The following is a 17,160-nucleotide window of genomic DNA, read 5'->3' on the forward strand; positions in this document are numbered from 1 at the left end:
TTTAACTGATCCGTAGCAAAGTCTGGAAAACCTAGAAAGCGTCAGTGCGGGTGCGTGGTGGTTCATGTCCGCCACGCGCCGCGTCGCTCACTAGCTTTGGGAATTGGGTTTGGTCTTGAGCTTGCCCAGCAGCTTGTCCAGGGACTTCTGGTTCAGCGCCTTGGCGAGCGGGAAGTCCGAAGGCATCAGCGCGCCGGCCTGTGGGTCGAGGCAGTGCTCGACCAGTGCTTGCAGATGCTCCAACAGGCGAGCGGGCAAGCGGCTGTCGACCTCTGGCGTGACGCTGTGCCATTCGACACGCAATACGCCGTCTTCCAGCCACGCCACCACTTCGCGAGCGTGGGTCACCCGGTTTGCCGGCGACACGTCTGGCGGCGGGGTCAGGCTGCTGGCGCGCAACCAGTCCTCGGGCGTCTGCTCGTGCCCGAGGTAGTTGAACAGCACATCGCCGTGGCTGGCCGGCAGTTGACCGCGTTGTCGCAGCAAGCCGTAGCCAAGGCCCTGGCCCGGTACCGCGCGCAAGGCTTCCTTGGCGTTGCGCACCTGGTCGCCACGGGCGCCGCTGGCGCTGACGCGCAGCGGGAACAGCGTGGTGAACCAGCCGACGGTGCGGCTGACGTCCAAGCCGTCGAAAGGCGCATCGCGGCCATGGCGCTCCAGGTCCACGACGACGTCGCTGCGGCCTTCGGTTTCCGCCAGGGTCGCGGCGAGGGCGGCGATCAGCAGTTCTTCCGGTTGCGTGCGGTACGCCCCATGGGACTCGGTCAGCCATTGGTGGGTGCGGGTGGCCTCCCAACGGGCCGACAGGGTCCGGCGCTCGGCCACCGTGGTGACTGGCGGCCGGTTCGCACTGATCTGAGTGTTCCAGTAGCGCTGTTCGCCCGCGACCTTGGCGGCGTGGGCGTGCAGGTGCTCGGCCCATTGCCGATAGGACGTGGTTTTCGCCGGCAAGGTCGGCTGTTCGCCGCGCTCCAGTGCTGCATACAGCTGTTGGAAATCTTCCAGCAGCGGTGTCCAGGACACCGCATCCACCACCAGGTGATGGGCCACCAGGTACAGGCGCTGCGGTTCACCTGCCAGCAGGGCCGCGGCAAACAGTGGGCCGTGTTGCAGGTCGAGGCTTTGCGCGACCTGCAGCAGTTGGTCCGGGTGCTCGCAGCAGGTCAGTTGCGCAGGTACTACGGGAGCGATCCGTGCCTGCCATTGTCCGTCGACCTCGGTGAAGCGCAGGCGCAGGGCGTCGTGGTGAGCGACCAGTCGATCCAACACCTCCTGCACGATGGCTGGTTCAAGGCGCCGGTCGCTGTCGGCCAGCACGGACTGGTTCCAGTGCGCGGCCTGGGGTTGCTGCTGATCGAAGAACCATTGGTGCAGGGGCATCAACGGCATCGTGCCGGTGACTTCACCCTGTTCGGCCTGGGTCAGCAGGGCCGTGGTCACCTGGGCCAGCGCCGCCGGCGTGGGTGAGCGGAACAGGTCCCGTGGCGTCAGCGAATAGCCTTGTTCGCGCAGACGTGAGATCAGCTTCAGGCCGAGAATCGAGTCCCCACCCAGGGCGAAGAAGCTGTCGGTGGTGCCGACTTCGCGGCCACCGGTCAGACTCTCGCCAAGCAGTTCGCCGAACAACTGGCACAGCAGGCTTTCCAGCGCGTTACGCGGCGCGGCGTAGTCTTTCTGGGTTTGCGGCAAGGGCAGGGCCGCCAGGGCCTTGCGGTCGATCTTGCCGTTGCTGTTGAGCGGCAGTGTCGGGACGTGGACCCACACCGCCGGCACCATGTAGGCCGGCAACTCGGCGGCGAGCAGGGTATCGAGGTCCGATTGCGCTGCGCTGCTGCTGTAGAACGCCACCAGACGGTTATCGATGACCAGGGTGCAGGCCGCAGTGATGGCCGGCAGGTTCAGCACGGCTGCGTCGATTTCACCGAGTTCGATGCGCTGGCCGCGCAGTTTCACTTGATGATCGAGACGCCCGAGGTACTCGATGTTGCCATCGGCCAGGAAGCGGCAACGGTCGCCGGTGCGGTACAGGCGATCCCCGTCGATGAACGGGCTGGCGAGGAAGCGTTCCTCGGTCAGGTCCGCACGCTTGAGGTAACCGCGGGCGACGCCGACACCGCCAATGTACAGCTCGCCAATGCTGCCAATCGGCAACGGCTGCATGCTTTCATCGAGGATGTACAGGCGCAGGTTGGCGATGGGTTTGCCGATCGGCACGATCACGTCGTCCACCGAGCAGCGCCATACCGACACGTCGATGGCCGCTTCGGTCGGGCCGTACAGGTTGACCAGCGCCGCCGGATGCAGACCCATGAAACGCCGCACCAGATCCACCGGCAGCGCCTCGCCGCTGGCAAACACCTGGCGCAGGCTGCGGCAGTCGGCCAAGCTCGGCTCGTCGACAAAGGCACGGAGCATCGACGGCACGAAGTGCAGGGTGGTGACCTGTTCCTGCTGGATCAACTGGCTGAGGTACGCCGGATCGCGATGCCCATCCGGACGGGCCACCACCAGGGTCGCGCCGGTGATCAGCGGCCAGAAGAACTCCCACACCGAGACGTCGAAGCTGTACGGGGTTTTCTGCAACACGCGGTCGTTCGGACCAATCGGGAACGCGTCCTGCATCCAGTACAGGCGATTCATCAAGGCGCCGTGTTCGTTCATTACGCCTTTCGGTTGGCCGGTGGAACCGGAGGTGTAGAGCACGTAGGCCAGGTCGCTGGCAGCGATGCTGATCGGGTCGAATGCCGGTGCCTGGGGCAGGGTGTCGAGGGTCCAGGCCTGATGCCCGGCCGGCAGGCGCGACAGCCACTGCGCCTGGGTCAAGGTGACCTTGGCGTCGGCGTCTTCGATCAGGAAGGCCAGGCGCCCAGCGGGCAGTTCCGGATCCAGCGGCAGCCATGCGGCGCCGGCATGGACGATGCCGAGCAGGGCGACGACCATGTCGACGGAGCGCAGCATGCACACCGGCACGATGTCGTTGGCACCGATGCCGGCTCCACGCAGGGCCCGGGCGACGGCTTGCGCCCGTTGGTCCAGCTCGGCGTAGGTCAGGCGCTGGCCTTCGAACACCAGTGCCGGGGCATTGGGACTCAGGGCGGCCTGTTGTGTCAGGGCGGTGTGCAGGTTGGTCGGACCGCCGTAGTGACGCTCGGTGGCGTTCCAGCGATCCAGCTGCGGTTGGTCCTGGTGCTGCGGGAACAGTTCGATGAGCGTTCGCTCGGGTGCAGCGACCAGGGCATCCAGCAGCGCACACCATTGCGCGCTCCAGCGTTGCATCGTCGACGCGTCGAACAGCGCCGATTGGTACTCCAGCGCCAGGCTCATATCGCTGCCGTCGTCCTGGACTTCCCAGCTCTGTTCGAACTTGGCGTCGATCACCGGCAGCGTCTGCTCTTCGACCGCCAGTCCCGGCCATTGGCTGCTGTCCACGCGGCCATAGTTGAGGGAGAACAGCACCTGGAACAGCGGCGTGCGGTTCAGGTCGCGGTGTTGCGCGACGGCGCCGACCAGGGTGGCAAATGGCAGGTCGGCGTGGGCCTGGGCCGCGCGCAGGTCGGCTTCGAGGCTGGCGAGCAACTGCTCGGCCGGGGCCTGCTGGTCGACCTCGCTGCGGATTACCAGGGTGTTGACCAGGCAGGCCAGCAGCGTCTGGGATTGCGGCTGGTCACGCTGGTCTGCCGGGGTGCCGAGACGAATCTCGCGCTGACCGCTGTAGCGCGCCAGCAGTGCGCTCAGGGCCGAGGCCAGCACCACGTAAGTGGTCGTGCCGCGCTGACGGGCGAACTGGCGGATCGCTTCGGCACGTTGGGCACCGAGGCTGACGGTCAGTTGCCGGGCCCGACGATCGGCTTCGGCGCTCCGAGGATGGTCGATGGGCAGGTCGAGCTGGTAGTCGTCCTGGCCGAGGTGGTTCTTCCAGTAATCCAGGCTGCCGTTGCGGCGGGCCTGGGTGTCCGGGTGCTGTTGCCACAGGGCGAAGTCGACGTAGTCGATCTCCAGCGGCGTCCAGGCCGGCGACTGCCCATCGAGGCCGGCGGTGTAGGCCTGGGTCAGCTCATCGATGAGCAACTGCATGGCCCAACCGTCGGTGGCGCTGTGGTGCAGGCAAACCAGCAACAGGTTTTCGTCGCTGCCCTGGCGTTGCAGCAGGTGCGCCCGCCAAGGCGCGGCGGCGGCCAGGTCGAACGGCGTCATCAACTCGGCTTGGGCCATGGCGCAGGTTGCGGTCCAATCCTGTGTGGCAACGGCAGTGACCGCGAGCGCAGGCCCATGGTCGTCGATCAATAGCTGCGGTTCGCCCTGGACTTCAACAATACGGCTGCGCAGCACCAGATGGCGTTGGCTGACCTGCTCGAAGGCTTCACGCAAGACGCGGACCTGCAATTCGCCGCGCAACGCCAGGGCGAACGGCATGTGGTACTCGCGAGAATCCGGCACCAGGCGGCTGAGCATCCAGAAGCGTTTCTGCGCCAGCCCCAGTGGCAGTGCCGCCGGACGCGGCTGCGCGGTGATCGATTCGTCCGCTGTCGCCAAGCCCAGGTAATCGGCCAGGGCCGCGACGGTCGGGCGTTCGAACACCAGTGCCAACGGCAGGGAAACCCCAAGGCGTTCACGGACCCGGCTGACCAGTCGGGTCGCCAGCAAGGAGTGACCGCCGAGCTGGAAGAAGTGATCTTCGATGCCAACCGACGCGCATCCCAGCACTTCGCTGAACAACTCGCAGAGCACAGTTTGGGTGGCATTGCGCGGTGCGGTATGCGGCCGGTCGCTGTGGGTTTCCGGTAGCGGGGTGGCGGCCAGGGCCTTGCGGTCGAGTTTGCCGTTGCTGTTGAGCGGCAGGCTGTCGAGCTGTACGAAGAGGCTCGGCAGCATGTGCGACGGCAGGCGGTCGCTCAATGCATTGCGAATGACGGCCTCGTCGGCGTCACCGCACCAGAAGCTCACCAGACGCTGGTCCAGCAGCAGGGTCGCGGCGTCGCGAACGCCGCTCTGGGCCAGCAGCTCGGCGTCGATTTCACCGAGTTCGATGCGCTGGCCGCGCAGTTTCACCTGATGGTCCAGGCGCCCGAGGTATTCGATGTTGCCATCGACCAGGAAGCGGCAGCGGTCGCCGGTGCGGTACAGGCGATCCCCGTCGATGAACGGGCTGGCGAGGAAGCGTTCCTCGGTCAGGTCCGCACGCTTGAGGTAACCGCGCGCCACGCCGACGCCGCCGATGTACAGCTCGCCAATGCTGCCAATCGGCAACGGCTGCATGCTTTCATCGAGGATGTACAGGCGCAGGTTGGCGATGGGCTTGCCGATCGGCACGATAATATCGTCCACCGAGCAGCGCCAGACCGAGACGTCGATGGCCGCTTCGGTCGGGCCGTACAGGTTGACCAGCGCCGCCGGGTGCTGGCCCATGAAACGCCGTACCAGATCCACCGGCAGCGCTTCTCCGCTGGCGAACACCTGGCGCAGGCTGCGGCAGTCGACCAGGCTCGGCTCGTCGACAAAGGCACGGAGCATCGACGGCACGAAGTGCAGGGTGGTGACCTGTTCCTGCTGGATCAACTGGCTGAGGTAGGCCGGATCGCGATGCCCGTCCGGACGGGCCACCACCAGGGTCGCGCCGGTGATCAGCGGCCAGAAGAACTCCCATACCGAGACGTCGAAGCTGTACGGGGTTTTCTGCAGCACGCGGTCGTTCGGACCAATCGGGAATGCGTCCTGCATCCAGTACAGGCGATTCATCAAGGCGCCGTGTTCGTTCATCACGCCTTTCGGTTGGCCGGTGGAGCCGGAGGTGTAGAGCACGTAGGCCAGGTCGTTGGCAGCGATGCTGATCGGGTCGAACGCCGGAGCCGGGGGCAGCGCATCAAGGGTCCAGGCCTGATGCCCGGCTGGCAGGCGCGACAGCCACTGCGCCTGGGTCAAGGTGACCTTGGCGTCGGCGTCTTCGATCAGGAAGGCCAGGCGCCCGGCGGGCAGTTCCGGATCCAGCGGCAGCCATGCGGCGCCGGCATGGACAATGCCGAGCAGGGCGACGACCATGTCGACGGAGCGCAGCATGCACACCGGCACGATGTCGTCGGCACCGATGCCGGCTCCACGCAGGGCCCGGGCGACGGCTTGCGCCCGTTGGTCCAGCTCGGCGTAGGTCAGGCGCTGGCCTTCGAACACCAGTGCCGGGGCATTGGGGCTCAATGCGGCCTGTTGTGTCAGGGCGGTGTGCAGGTTGGTCGGGCCGCCGTAGTGACGTTCGGTGGCGTTCCACTCGATCAGTTGGCGCCGACGCTCGGTCGCCGCCAATGGAGACCAATCCGCGAGGCGGGTCTGCGGTGCATCGAGCATGGCTTCAAGCAGTTGCTGCCATTGCTCCAACCAGCGCCGGGCGGTGGTTTGGCTGAACAGCGCGGCACGGTATTCCAGCAGCACCGACAGCACCTCGCCGTCATGCACTTCCCAGTTCAAGTCGTACTTGGTGGCCTGGGCGCTCACGGCGCGTTCGCTGACCTGCAATTGCGACCAGTGCTGGCAGGACGCATCGGCGTTCTGCATGGCGAACAGCACTTGGAACAACGGCGTCTGGCCGAGGCTGCGGGCCGGCTTGAGGTGCTCGACAACCTGGTCGAACGGCACGTCCTGATGCTGTTGGGCGTCCAGTACGCGGTTGCGGACTTGGTTCAGCAAACCTTCGAAATCCAGGCTCGGATCAAGGTCGGCGCGCATGACCACGGTATTGACGAAGCAACCGATCAGCGGCTGCAACTCGGCGAACGGCCGTTGGGCCACCGGGCTGCCGACCCGTACGTCGCGCTGATTGGCGTAGCGCCCCAGCAGCAATTGCGCGGCGCTGAGCATCAGCATGTACAAGGTGGCGCCGCGTTGCTGGGCGAACTGTCGCAGACGTCCCACCAGGGCCGGCGGCAACTGCCATTGCACCGCGCCGGCGGCCGGGGCGAGGTGATTGGGGCGGCCCTGTTCGGTGGGCAGGTCCAGCAGGTAGTCGCCGTCCTCCAGTTGTCCACGCCAGTAGTCCAACTGGCTGCTGAATGCGGTCTGTTGAACCGGCTCGCGCTGCCAAAGGGCGTAGTCGGGGTACTGCAGGGCCAGTTCCGGCAGGGTGGCCGACGTACCCTGGCAGTGGGCGCTGTAGCAGCGGCCCAATTCATCCAGCAGGTTCTGGCTGGAGGCATCGTCGGTGGCGCAATGGTGCACGGTGAGCAACAGCAATGACTGGGCGCGACCGCTGCGCTGTATCAGCGTGGCACGCACAGGCACTTCGCTGGCGAGGTCGAAACGGCGCCCGGTTTCCGCGTGGATGGCCTCGTCGGTCAGTTGCTGCCAGTGTTCGTCGCTGGTGGTTTCCAGGGCAGTCCGCTGCAAAGCGATGTCGACGTGCGGCTCGATGACCAGCGCCAACTCGCCGTCGCTCTCGCGCACGATGCGACTGCGCAGGATTTCGTGCCGTTGGACCACGCTGTTCAGGGCCGCTTGCAGGGCCTGGGTGTCGAGTTCACCGTCCAGTTGCACGGCGCTGACCACGTTGTATTCGCCACCGCCCGCGCTCAGCTGTTCGAGGAACCACAGGCGTTGTTGTTCGAACGACAACGGCAGGCGCGCCGGGCGTGGTGCCGGAATGAAGGTCGCGGCGGGCGCTTGCAGCGGATCGCCCAGCAGCGCGGCCAGGGCCTCCAGGGTCGGGTGTTCGAAGATGCCCCGCAGTGGCGGCACCGTGGCGAACTGTTGGCGCAGACGGGCAAACAGCGCCGCTGCCAACAGCGAATGACCGCCGAGGTAGAAGAAATGGCTGTCGCGACCGATCTGCGTCGATGGCACCTTCAGCAACTCCGACCACAGCGCGGCGAGTTGTCGTTCGGCGGCGCTGCGTGGCGGATCGAGGGCGTCTGGCGCGGCTTGAATGTCCGGGGCCGGCAGGGCCTTGCGGTTGAGCTTGCCGTTGTCGGTCAGCGGCAGTTCATCGAGCAGCACGAACGCCGAAGGCACCATGTAGTCGGGCAGGGCGGCACCGATGGTCTTGCGCCAGGTGTTGATGTCAGCTTCCCCGTCACAGGTCACGTAGGCCACCAGGCGCTTGTCGCCGGGCACGTCTTCCCGGGCCAGCACCACTGCCTGGCGCACGCCAGGCTGGGCGCCGATCAAGGTTTCGATTTCTCCCAGCTCGACGCGGAAGCCACGGATCTTCACCTGATGGTCCATGCGCCCGAGGTATTCGAGCTGGCCGTCGGGCAGCCAGCGCACCAGGTCGCCGGACTTGTACATGCGTGCGCCTTCCAGCGGCGAGAATGGGTCCTCGATGAACACCTTGGCGGTCTGTTCGGCACGGTTGAGGTAGCCCAGGGTCACCCCGGCGCCACCGATGTGCAGTTCGCCCGGAACGCCCACCGGCAGCGGGTTGAGGAACCCGTCGAGGACGTAGGTGCGCACGTTGGCAATCGGCCGTCCGATGATCGGCCGGGCCGGGAAATCATCGACCGCGCAACCGGTGGCATCCACCGTGCACTCGGTCGGGCCGTAGGTGTTGAAGAAGCGGCTGCCGGCAATCGACGGCAGGCGCTGCCAGAGCTGCGCGTCCACCGCGTCGCCACCGAACAGCACGAAGCGTGGCAGGTACACCTCGCCACGGCGCACGCCGTCGCTTTCGAGCAGGGCCTTGAGTTGCGCCGGGGTGCATTCGAAGGCATCCAGGCGGGTTTCGGCGAAGAACTGCGCCAGAGCCTGCGGGTCATAGCGCACGTCTTCCGGCGTCAGGTACAGGCTGTGGCCGTCCAGCAGCAGGATGAGTTCGGCCACCGAGCTGTCGAAGGCGAACGAGTAGTTGAAGCTGGTGCGCATCGGCTGGTCGGTGTAGCGGCGGTACAGGCCATGGATCCGCGCCCAGGCGAGGTTGACCACTGAACCGTTGGTGACCAGGGTGCCCTTGGGCTTACCGGTCGAGCCGGAGGTGTACATGATGTAGGCCAGGTCCTGCGGCCCGGCAAGTGGAGGCAGGTTGGCGTCCGGCTGATCGGCGAACAGCGCCGCGTCGCTGTCCAGGCGCAGGCGTGGCAGGTCGGCGCCCAACTGTTCCAACAGGCCCTGTTGGCCGAGGAACAGTGCCGGTTGTGCGTCTTCGAGCATGTAGGCCAGGCGATCCACCGGATAGGTCGGGTCCAGCGGCACATAGGCGCCGCCGGCCTTGAGGATGCCCAGCAGGCCGACCAACAGCTCCAGCGAGCGCTCGACACACAGCGCCACCGGACGATTGGCGACGACGCCACGGCTGCGCAGGTAATGCGCCACTTGGTTGGCCCGACGGTTCAGCTCACCGTAGCTCAAGCTACGGCCTTCGAAGCACAGCGCGTCACGCTCGGGGGTGCGCTCGGCCTGTTGTTCGAACAGCTGGGCAAAGGTCAGGTGCGTGGGCACCGCCATCTCGGTACGGTTCCATTCCACCACCGTGCGCTGCCATTCCGCGTCCATCAGCAGCGGCAGGGCCGCCACCGGGCGTTGCGGTTCGGTGAGCATCTGCTCGAGCAAGTGCTCCAGGCGGGCCAGGGTCTGGCGGGCGCTGTCGGCGACGAACAGGTCCAGGGCGAACATCAGCTCCAGCTGGATCGGTGCATTGGCCGGGCACAACACGTGCAAGTCCAGGTCGCATTCCGAATGCCGGAGCGGAGTGTCCAGTGCTTCGAATTCCAGCCCGGGGAAGCGCAACCGCGACTCCATGGCCAACTGCTGGGCGACCATCACTTGGTACAGCGGCGCGTGGCTGAGGCTGCGCGGCAGTTGCAGGCTGTCGACCAATTGTTCGAAGGGCAGATCCTGATGCAACAGGCCAGTGCGCAGGCGTTCGGCGACTTGTTTCACCAGGGCGGTGAAGTCCGTTTGGGGTTCGAAGTCGGCGCGGATCGCCAGGTTGTTCAGCAGAATCCCAAGCAAACCCTCGGTGCCCGGTTGTTCGCGGTGGGTAACCGGGGTGCCGACCAGCACGGTGGCGTCGCCGCTCAAACGGTGCATCAGCACGGTGAAGCCGGCGAACAGCACCGTGAACGGTGTGGTGCCGAGGCGACTGGCAAAGGCTTGCACCCGGGCACTGAGGTCGGCACTGAGTTCGCGCTGCACGATCCCGGCGCGATAGCTCTGCATCGACGGCCGTGGATGATCGGTGGGCAGCGCCAGCAACGGACTGGCTTCGCTGTCGCGACGGTCCAGGGTGCTGGTCCAGTAATCGAGTTGGCGCTTGAGCTCGGCGCCTTGCAGGTGTTCGCGTTGCCACAGGGCGAAGTCGGCGTACTGCACCGGCAAGGCCGGCAGTTCGGCGGCGGTGCCGTTGCGGCGGGCTTCATACCCCAGGGCCAGCTCCCGCAGGGCGATGGTGGCCGACCAGGCGTCCGACACCAGGTGATGCAGGGCGATACCCAGCACGTGCTCTCCCGGGGCCAGGCGCAGCAGGCGGGCACGCAGCAACGGCGGGCAAGTCAGGTCGAACGGCTGCTCGAAGGTGTCTTGCAGGGCATTGAACTGTGCGCCTTCGCGAGCGGTGGCGGTCAGGCCCGACAAGTCTTCGAAGGGCAAGGCGATGTCCAGCGATTCGCTGATGCGTTGGCAAGGCACGCCGTCAGCGTCGTGGATGCCGGTGCGCAGGATTTCATGGCGCGCGAGCAGGTCGTTCAGGCTGGCGTGCAACGCTTGGACGTTGAGTTCGCCCTTGAGGTGCAGGGCGAACGGGATGTTGAACAGCGTTGTGCCCGGGGTCAGTTGTTCGATGAACCACAAGCGTTGTTGTGAGAACGACAGCGGCAACAGGGCTGGACGCGGCTGGGCTTTCGGCGCATTGAGAACGACGGCCTGTGGCGCGGCAGCGTCGGCCTGGCGGGCAGCGATGTTCACGGCCAGCAAGGCCACGGTGGGCTGCTCGAACAGCGTGCGCAGCGGCAGGTCGAGTTTGAAATGACTGCGCAGCCGCGCCACGATCTGGGTCGCCAGCAACGAGTGACCGCCGAGGGTGAAGAAGTTGTCTTCCACGCCCACGCTGTCGCGCCCCAGGACCTCGGCCCAGATCGCCGCTACAGCGGTTTCCAGTGGATTGCGCGGGGCGATGCTCTGCTGGGCGTCGGCCTGCCAGTCCAGTTCCCGGGCGGCCAGGGTTTTGCGATCGACCTTGCCGTTGTTGTTCAGGGGCAGGCTGTCCAGGCAGACAAAGGCGGCCGGTACCATGTACGGCGGCAGTTGTGCCCGCAGGTGTTCGCTCAACCCATCGCTGCCCAGGGTGTCGTCATGGGCCGACCAGTACGCCACCAGCCAGGCTTCACCAACACTGTTTTGCCGCAGCAGCACGGCGGCTTCGCGCACGTTCGGGTGCTGCGCGAGGCGGTGTTCGATTTCGGTCAGTTCGATCCGGTGGCCGCGCAGCTTCACCTGCTGGTCGCGGCGGCCGAGGTATTCGATCACCCCGTCTGCGCGCCAGCGGCCCAGGTCACCGGTACGGTACAGGCGACCTGGCAGCTGCGGATGCTCGATGAACGCGTCAGCGGTGCGCTGCTGATCGTGCAGGTAGCCACGGCCGACACCGACGCCACCGACACAGATTTCCCCGGCAACGCCAACGGGCACCGGGCGCAGGGATTCGTCCAGAACATACAAGCGGTTGTTGGCGGTCGGCCGGCCGATGGGCATGTGGCTGACGTCGGCGCCCGGTGCTTCGAAAATCGGCTGGAAAGCCACGTCGTCGGCACATTCGGCCGGCCCGTAGGCGTTCATCAAGGCGACGCTGGGGAAGCGCGCGAACCAGTCCCGGGCCACGGTCGGCGGCAGCGCTTCACCGGTGGGCAGCACCCAGCGCAGGTCGGGCAATGCCAGGTCGCACGGGCACACTGCGAGCAAGGTGCGCATCAGGCTCGGGACAATTTCCAGCACGCTCAGGCGCTCGTTGACGAGCACTTGCAGCAGGCGTTGCGGGTCGTGGGCCACTTCATCCGGGAGGATGTGCACGGTGGCACCGAGCACCGGTGCGGCGAGGAACTGCCATACCGAAATGTCGAAGGCCACCGAAGCGGTTTGTGGAATCCGGTCGCCGGCGTTCAGCCCCAGGGCCGGGACTTTGCCGAAGATGTTATTGAGCATGCCCCGTTGTTCGATCATCACGCCTTTGGGCGTACCGGTCGAACCTGAGGTGAACAGCACGTAGGCCAGGCTGTCCGGACGACCGAGGGCGGGCAGCGGCGAGTCGTTGCCGGTCCTCCAGCAGGCTTCGGCGAACAGCGCCACGGGGGCCTGTTCCAGACCGCTGAGCAACGGATCGAGCAAGCCGCTGCACCCTTCGCTGGCGACCAGCAATGACGCGCGGGACAGGTTGAGGATTTCCCGCAGGCGCTCGGGCGGGTGATTGACTTCAAGGGGCAGCATCGCCGCGCCGGCCTTGAACACGGCAATCATCATGGTCAACAGCGCCAGGCCACGGGGGGCGGCCAGGGCGACCAACTGATCCTCGCCAGCACCGGCTTCGCGCAAGGCGTGAGCCAAGCGCGTGGAGCGCTGGTCCAGTTCGGCGTAGGTCAGCGACTCGCCGTCACAGATCGCCGCGACCTGCCCGCCGCGTTGGGCGACCTGGGCGGTGAACAGTTCGGCGTAGCTTTGCTCCAGCGGGAAGTCATGGGGGTTGACCGCCCACTCGTTCAACAATTGCTGGCGCTCATCGGCGGCCAGCAGTTCGAAGCTGCCCAAGGGCGCATCCGGTGCCGCGAGCATGCCCCGCACCAGGCTGGCGATGTGGCCGAGCAGGCGTTCCACGGTCGCCGCTTCGAAACGTTCGCGGTCGTAGGACACCCGGATGCCCAGTTGCTCGCCGGGCAGGATCACCACGGTCAGGCCGTAGTGGGTGTGTACACTGTGGTCCATGCCTTCGAGGCTGAACTGGAAACCACCTTCCAGGATCTGCTCGTCAATGGGGGCGTTTTCGAATACCAGGATACTGTCGAACAGGGTTTCGCCCCGGGGGAAATCACTCCAGCCCTGGATGTCGGTCAACGGCGTGTGTTCAAAGTCGCGCATGTCGACGTTCAACCCTTGCAGCGCGCTCAGCCAACTGCCGAGCGATGCTTGTGGGTCCACCGAAACCCGCAGCGGCAGGGTGTTGATGAACAGGCCTATCATCTCGGCCACGCCGGTCAGGTCTGCCGGACGACCGGCCACGGTGACGCCGAACACCACGTCCCGTTGTCCGCTGTAGCGCGACAGCAGCAATGACCAGACGCCTTGGAAAAACGTGTTCGGGGTAATCCGGCGGCTGCGGCAGAACGCAGCCAGCGCCTGGGTTTGCTGTTCGTCCAGGTGAATCAGTTGATCGTCCACCAGCACCGCATCGGTGTAGCGGTCGTGGACCACGCCGTTGTCCACGGTCAGCGGCGTGGGGGCGTTGAGCCCCTGCAACTGGCCGCGCCAGAACTGCTCGGCCTTGCTCGCGTCCTGGCGTTGCAGCCATTGGATATAGTCACGGAATGGCCGAGGACTTTTCAGCTCAGGGGTGCGCTCGTTGCACAGCGCTTCGTAGACTTTGAGGAAGTCCACGGTCACCAGGGAAATGCACCAGGCGTCCATCAGGATGTGATGGAAGCTGCGAATGAATTCATAGGATTCGTCGGCCAGGCGCACCAGCCGGAAGCGAATCAGCGGTGGCTTGGACAGGTTGAAACCGACTTTCTGTTCATCTTCCAGGAGCTTGCGGATACGCGCTTGCTGCTCATGGGGGGCGAGTCCGCGCAAGTCGAGGGTGTCCAACGGCACCTTGACCTCGCGGTGGATCACCTGCACCGGTTGTTTCTGGGTCTTCCATTGAAAACTGGCGCGCAGGGAAGGGTGCAGCGCCACCACCTGACGCCACGATTCCAGGAACGCCACTTCGTCGATAGCACCGCCAATGCGGTAGCGGTCCTGCATCAGGTAGACACCAGAGTCTTCGTGCAGCAAGGAATGGAACAGCATCCCTTGCTGCAATGGCGACAGCGGGTAGATGTCCTCGATCGGATTGGCGGTGGTTTTTTCGGTGGTCATTGAAAGCATCCTGCATAAATGGGGGCGATGGCGTGGCGGCTGGAGAAGGCGATCACCGATCGGCCTCGCTCAGTTCCGCCATCAGCGCTTGCATTTCGTCGTCGGACAGGCCCGAAGCGCTGAACTCGGTGCTTTCGCTTTCCGGTTCGACGCTGCCTGCGGCCAGCGGCTGCGCGACCTCGGCCATGGCGGCGATGGTCTGGCGTTCGAAGACTTGCTTGGCCGAGAGCGCAATGCCTTGTTCGTGGGCCTGGGCCACCACTTGCAGGCTCAGGATCGAGTCGCCGCCAATGGCGAAGAAGTTTTCGGTGACACTCACGTGGGGCAGCTTCAAGACTTTCGCCACGATGGCGTGCAGGGTGGTTTCCATCCCATTGCGCGGTGCCACATGGGTGCTCTCGTCCAGTTGATCCGGGTCGGGCAACTGGCGGGTGTCGAGCTTGCCGTTGGGGGTGCGCGGGAAGGTCGCCAGGGTCAGCACCCGGGCCGGCACCATGTACGACGGCAGACGCTCGCCGAGGAAGCGCTTGATCGCTTCGGAGTCCGGCGCGTAGCCGTGGGCGGCCAGGACATAAGCGAGCAGACGCTTGCCGGCGGCATGCTCCTGCACGATCACCGCGGCTTCGCGCACGTCGCTGTGGCGGCACAGTTGCCGTTCGATTTCGCCGAGTTCGATCCGATAGCCGCGGACTTTGACTTGATGATCCTTGCGCCCGAGGAAAGCTAGGCGCCCATCCGCCAGCCAGCAGGCTAGGTCGCCAGTGCGGTAGGCACGGGTGCCATCGGCGAGGGTGACGAAGGCTTTGCCGGTTTCTTCGGGTTTGTTGCGATAGCCGCGGGCCAGTGTGGGGCCGGCGAGAACGATTTCCCCCGGTTCGCCGATGCCACTGGCGATGTCGTGTTCGTTCAGGACGCGCAGGTCCATGCCGGCAATCGGACGACCGATGCTGACGCTGCGGTTTGGCTCCAGCACCTCAAAGGTGGCCCAGACCGTGGCTTCGGTGGGGCCGTATTCGTTCACCAGGCGGGTTCGTGGCAAGGTCTTGCCATGTTGTGCGATCAAGGCCGGCGGACAGGCTTCCCCAGCGACAATCCAGCACTCGAGGCTGTGGTTGTCGACGCCGCGTTGCAGTTGGTCGAGCAGGGCCTGATAGAGCGATGGCAGCGACAGGCCGTGGCTGACCTGATATTGGGCGATCAGATGCGCCAGGCGCGCCATCTCCAGCTCTTCCCCGGCGGCCGGCAACACCAGCCGTCCACCCTGGGCCAGGGTCCAGAAGATCCCGGCGACTGAACTGTCGAAGGCAAACGATGACAGCAACAGGTAGGCGCGCACCGGCGTCTCATAAGCGGCCATGCGCACCTGGGTCGAGAAACTCAGGGCGCCGTGGCTGATTTCCACGGCTTTAGGCGCGCCCGTGGAGCCGGAGGTGTAGATCAGGTACGCGAGGTCGTCGCCCTGCGGCTCGGGCAGCGGCGGCAGGTTGCGGGTGTCCACGGCCGTCAAGTCAGCGAGCACGAAGCGTTGCAGGTCGGCCGGCACGATATCGGCCAGTTCGGCGCTGACCACGATGTGGGCAATGGCGCTGTCGGCGAGCATGTAGGCACGGCGGTCGGCCGGGTAGGTCGGATCCACCGGCACGTAGGCGCCACCGGCCTTGAGTACCGCGAGCATGGCGACGATGGCGGCGTTGCTGCGCGGGAACAGAATGCCCACGGGTACGTCCGGACCGATGCCGGCGGCCACGAGTCGATGGGCCAGTTGCGTCGCGCAGGCGTCGAGATGGGCGTAACTGAGGTCGCCATCCTGGTCGCTGAGTGCGATGGCATCCGGTTGTTGTTGCACCTGGCGAGCGATCAGTTCAACCAGGGTCACCGGTTCGATCGCTGGCGGGTTCGGCGCACGGCCAATGACCTGGGACTGGTGTGGTCCGCCCAGCGGCAGGCGGGCCCAGGCCTGCTGCGGCGCCGCCAGTGCGCCTGCGAGCAATTGCAGCCATTGTTCGGCGAGGCAGGCCACTGCGGCGGCGCTCAAGGCATGGCTGTCGTAGACCAGATGGGCGTGCAGACGGTCGGGCAATTGGTGGACGTTCAGGCAAGCCTTCACTGGGGTCATCACGGCACCGGCGTAGCGTTCCCGGGCGTCGCCCGAGCGCCAGGCAAAGGCGTAGCCGGTCTTCAGGTTCTGGGTGTAGTAGTCCTGCCAGCCGACGGTCCGTTCAACGGTGGCACCGATCTGTTCGCTTTGCTCCAGCAAGGTCGCCCGGGCATCCAGCTCGATGTTCACGGGCAGGCACTGTTCGAACAGGCCCAGGGCGTTGTCCAGTTCCGGCCCCCGGCTTGCGTGGAACAGGCTCAACGGGACGTGTTGCTGACCGGCCAAGCGTCCCAATACCGCGGCCCACGCCGCCAGCATCAGGTTCGAAGTCAGGGCCGGATGACGAGCCAGCTCGACCGGCAATGCCAGTTCCTGGCGCGCAGGGGCAAATCTGTCGGCACCGGCCGACTCCAGTGACAATTGCAAGGTCGGCTGCTCGAGTTCGCCCAGTGGCCGCCAGAAGTTTGCGCCCGGATGATCCGGCTCATCCTCCACCAGGTTCCAGCGCCATTCGGCATAGTCGGCGTATTGCAGCGTTTCGGCCGGGGCCTCTTGCAGCAGTGCAACAGCCAGCCATTTCAGGCTGGCGAGGTCCAGGTGGCTGGTGGCCGCGGCCAGGTCTAGCACCGATTGTTCATCCGACAGGCGCACCAGGGTCACCGCCAGCGGCGTCGTCCAGTCACGAGGTTGCGCGGCAAGGCCGGCCAGCACGGCCTCCTGCTCGACGGGGCTGTGTTGACGCAGGTCGCGCAGGTTCGCCGCCAGTGTGCAGGTGTCGTCAATCACCTGCACCGGGTGGCGCAGCCCCGGTACCGGCGTCAGCCGGGTACGCAGGATTTCACTGTCGGCCATCAGCGCGAGCAGACGGCTGTTCAGCGTCTCGATGTCCAGCGGATGGGACACCGACCATTGCAAATGGCAACTGAACGGATGTTCCGTCGCGCCGTTGATGTGGGGGTAAACCGATGCCTGTTGCGGCGAAATACGAAAGCCTTGAAGTCCGCTCATGTTCAACTCGACTAAAA

At 65.7% G+C, this 17,160-nt stretch carries 2 protein-coding genes; both read right to left on the reverse strand.

Going from position 1 to position 17,160, the window contains the following annotated elements:
• Positions 1-90 precede the first annotated feature (90 nt).
• Entirely contained in the window at positions 91-14,037 is a 13,947-nt protein-coding gene (locus N4Q37_RS14225) for a non-ribosomal peptide synthase/polyketide synthase (RefSeq protein ID WP_260958639.1), read from the reverse strand.
• 52 nt (positions 14,038-14,089) lie between these two features.
• Positions 14,090-17,143, reverse strand: coding sequence for a non-ribosomal peptide synthetase (locus N4Q37_RS14230; RefSeq protein WP_260958640.1), 3,054 nt, complete (start codon positions 17,141-17,143; stop codon positions 14,090-14,092).
• Between the last annotated feature and the right edge of the window lie 17 nt (positions 17,144-17,160).

Source organism: Pseudomonas citri (assembly GCF_025336485.1).
GTDB lineage: Bacteria > Pseudomonadota > Gammaproteobacteria > Pseudomonadales > Pseudomonadaceae > Aquipseudomonas > Aquipseudomonas citri.

Coding starts and splice junctions, on each gene's coding strand:
- N4Q37_RS14225 (WP_260958639.1), bottom strand. CDS start 14,037: ATGACCACCGAAAAAACCACCGCCAATCCGATCGAGGACATCTACCCG.
- N4Q37_RS14230 (WP_260958640.1), bottom strand. CDS start 17,143: ATGAGCGGACTTCAAGGCTTTCGTATTTCGCCGCAACAGGCATCGGTT.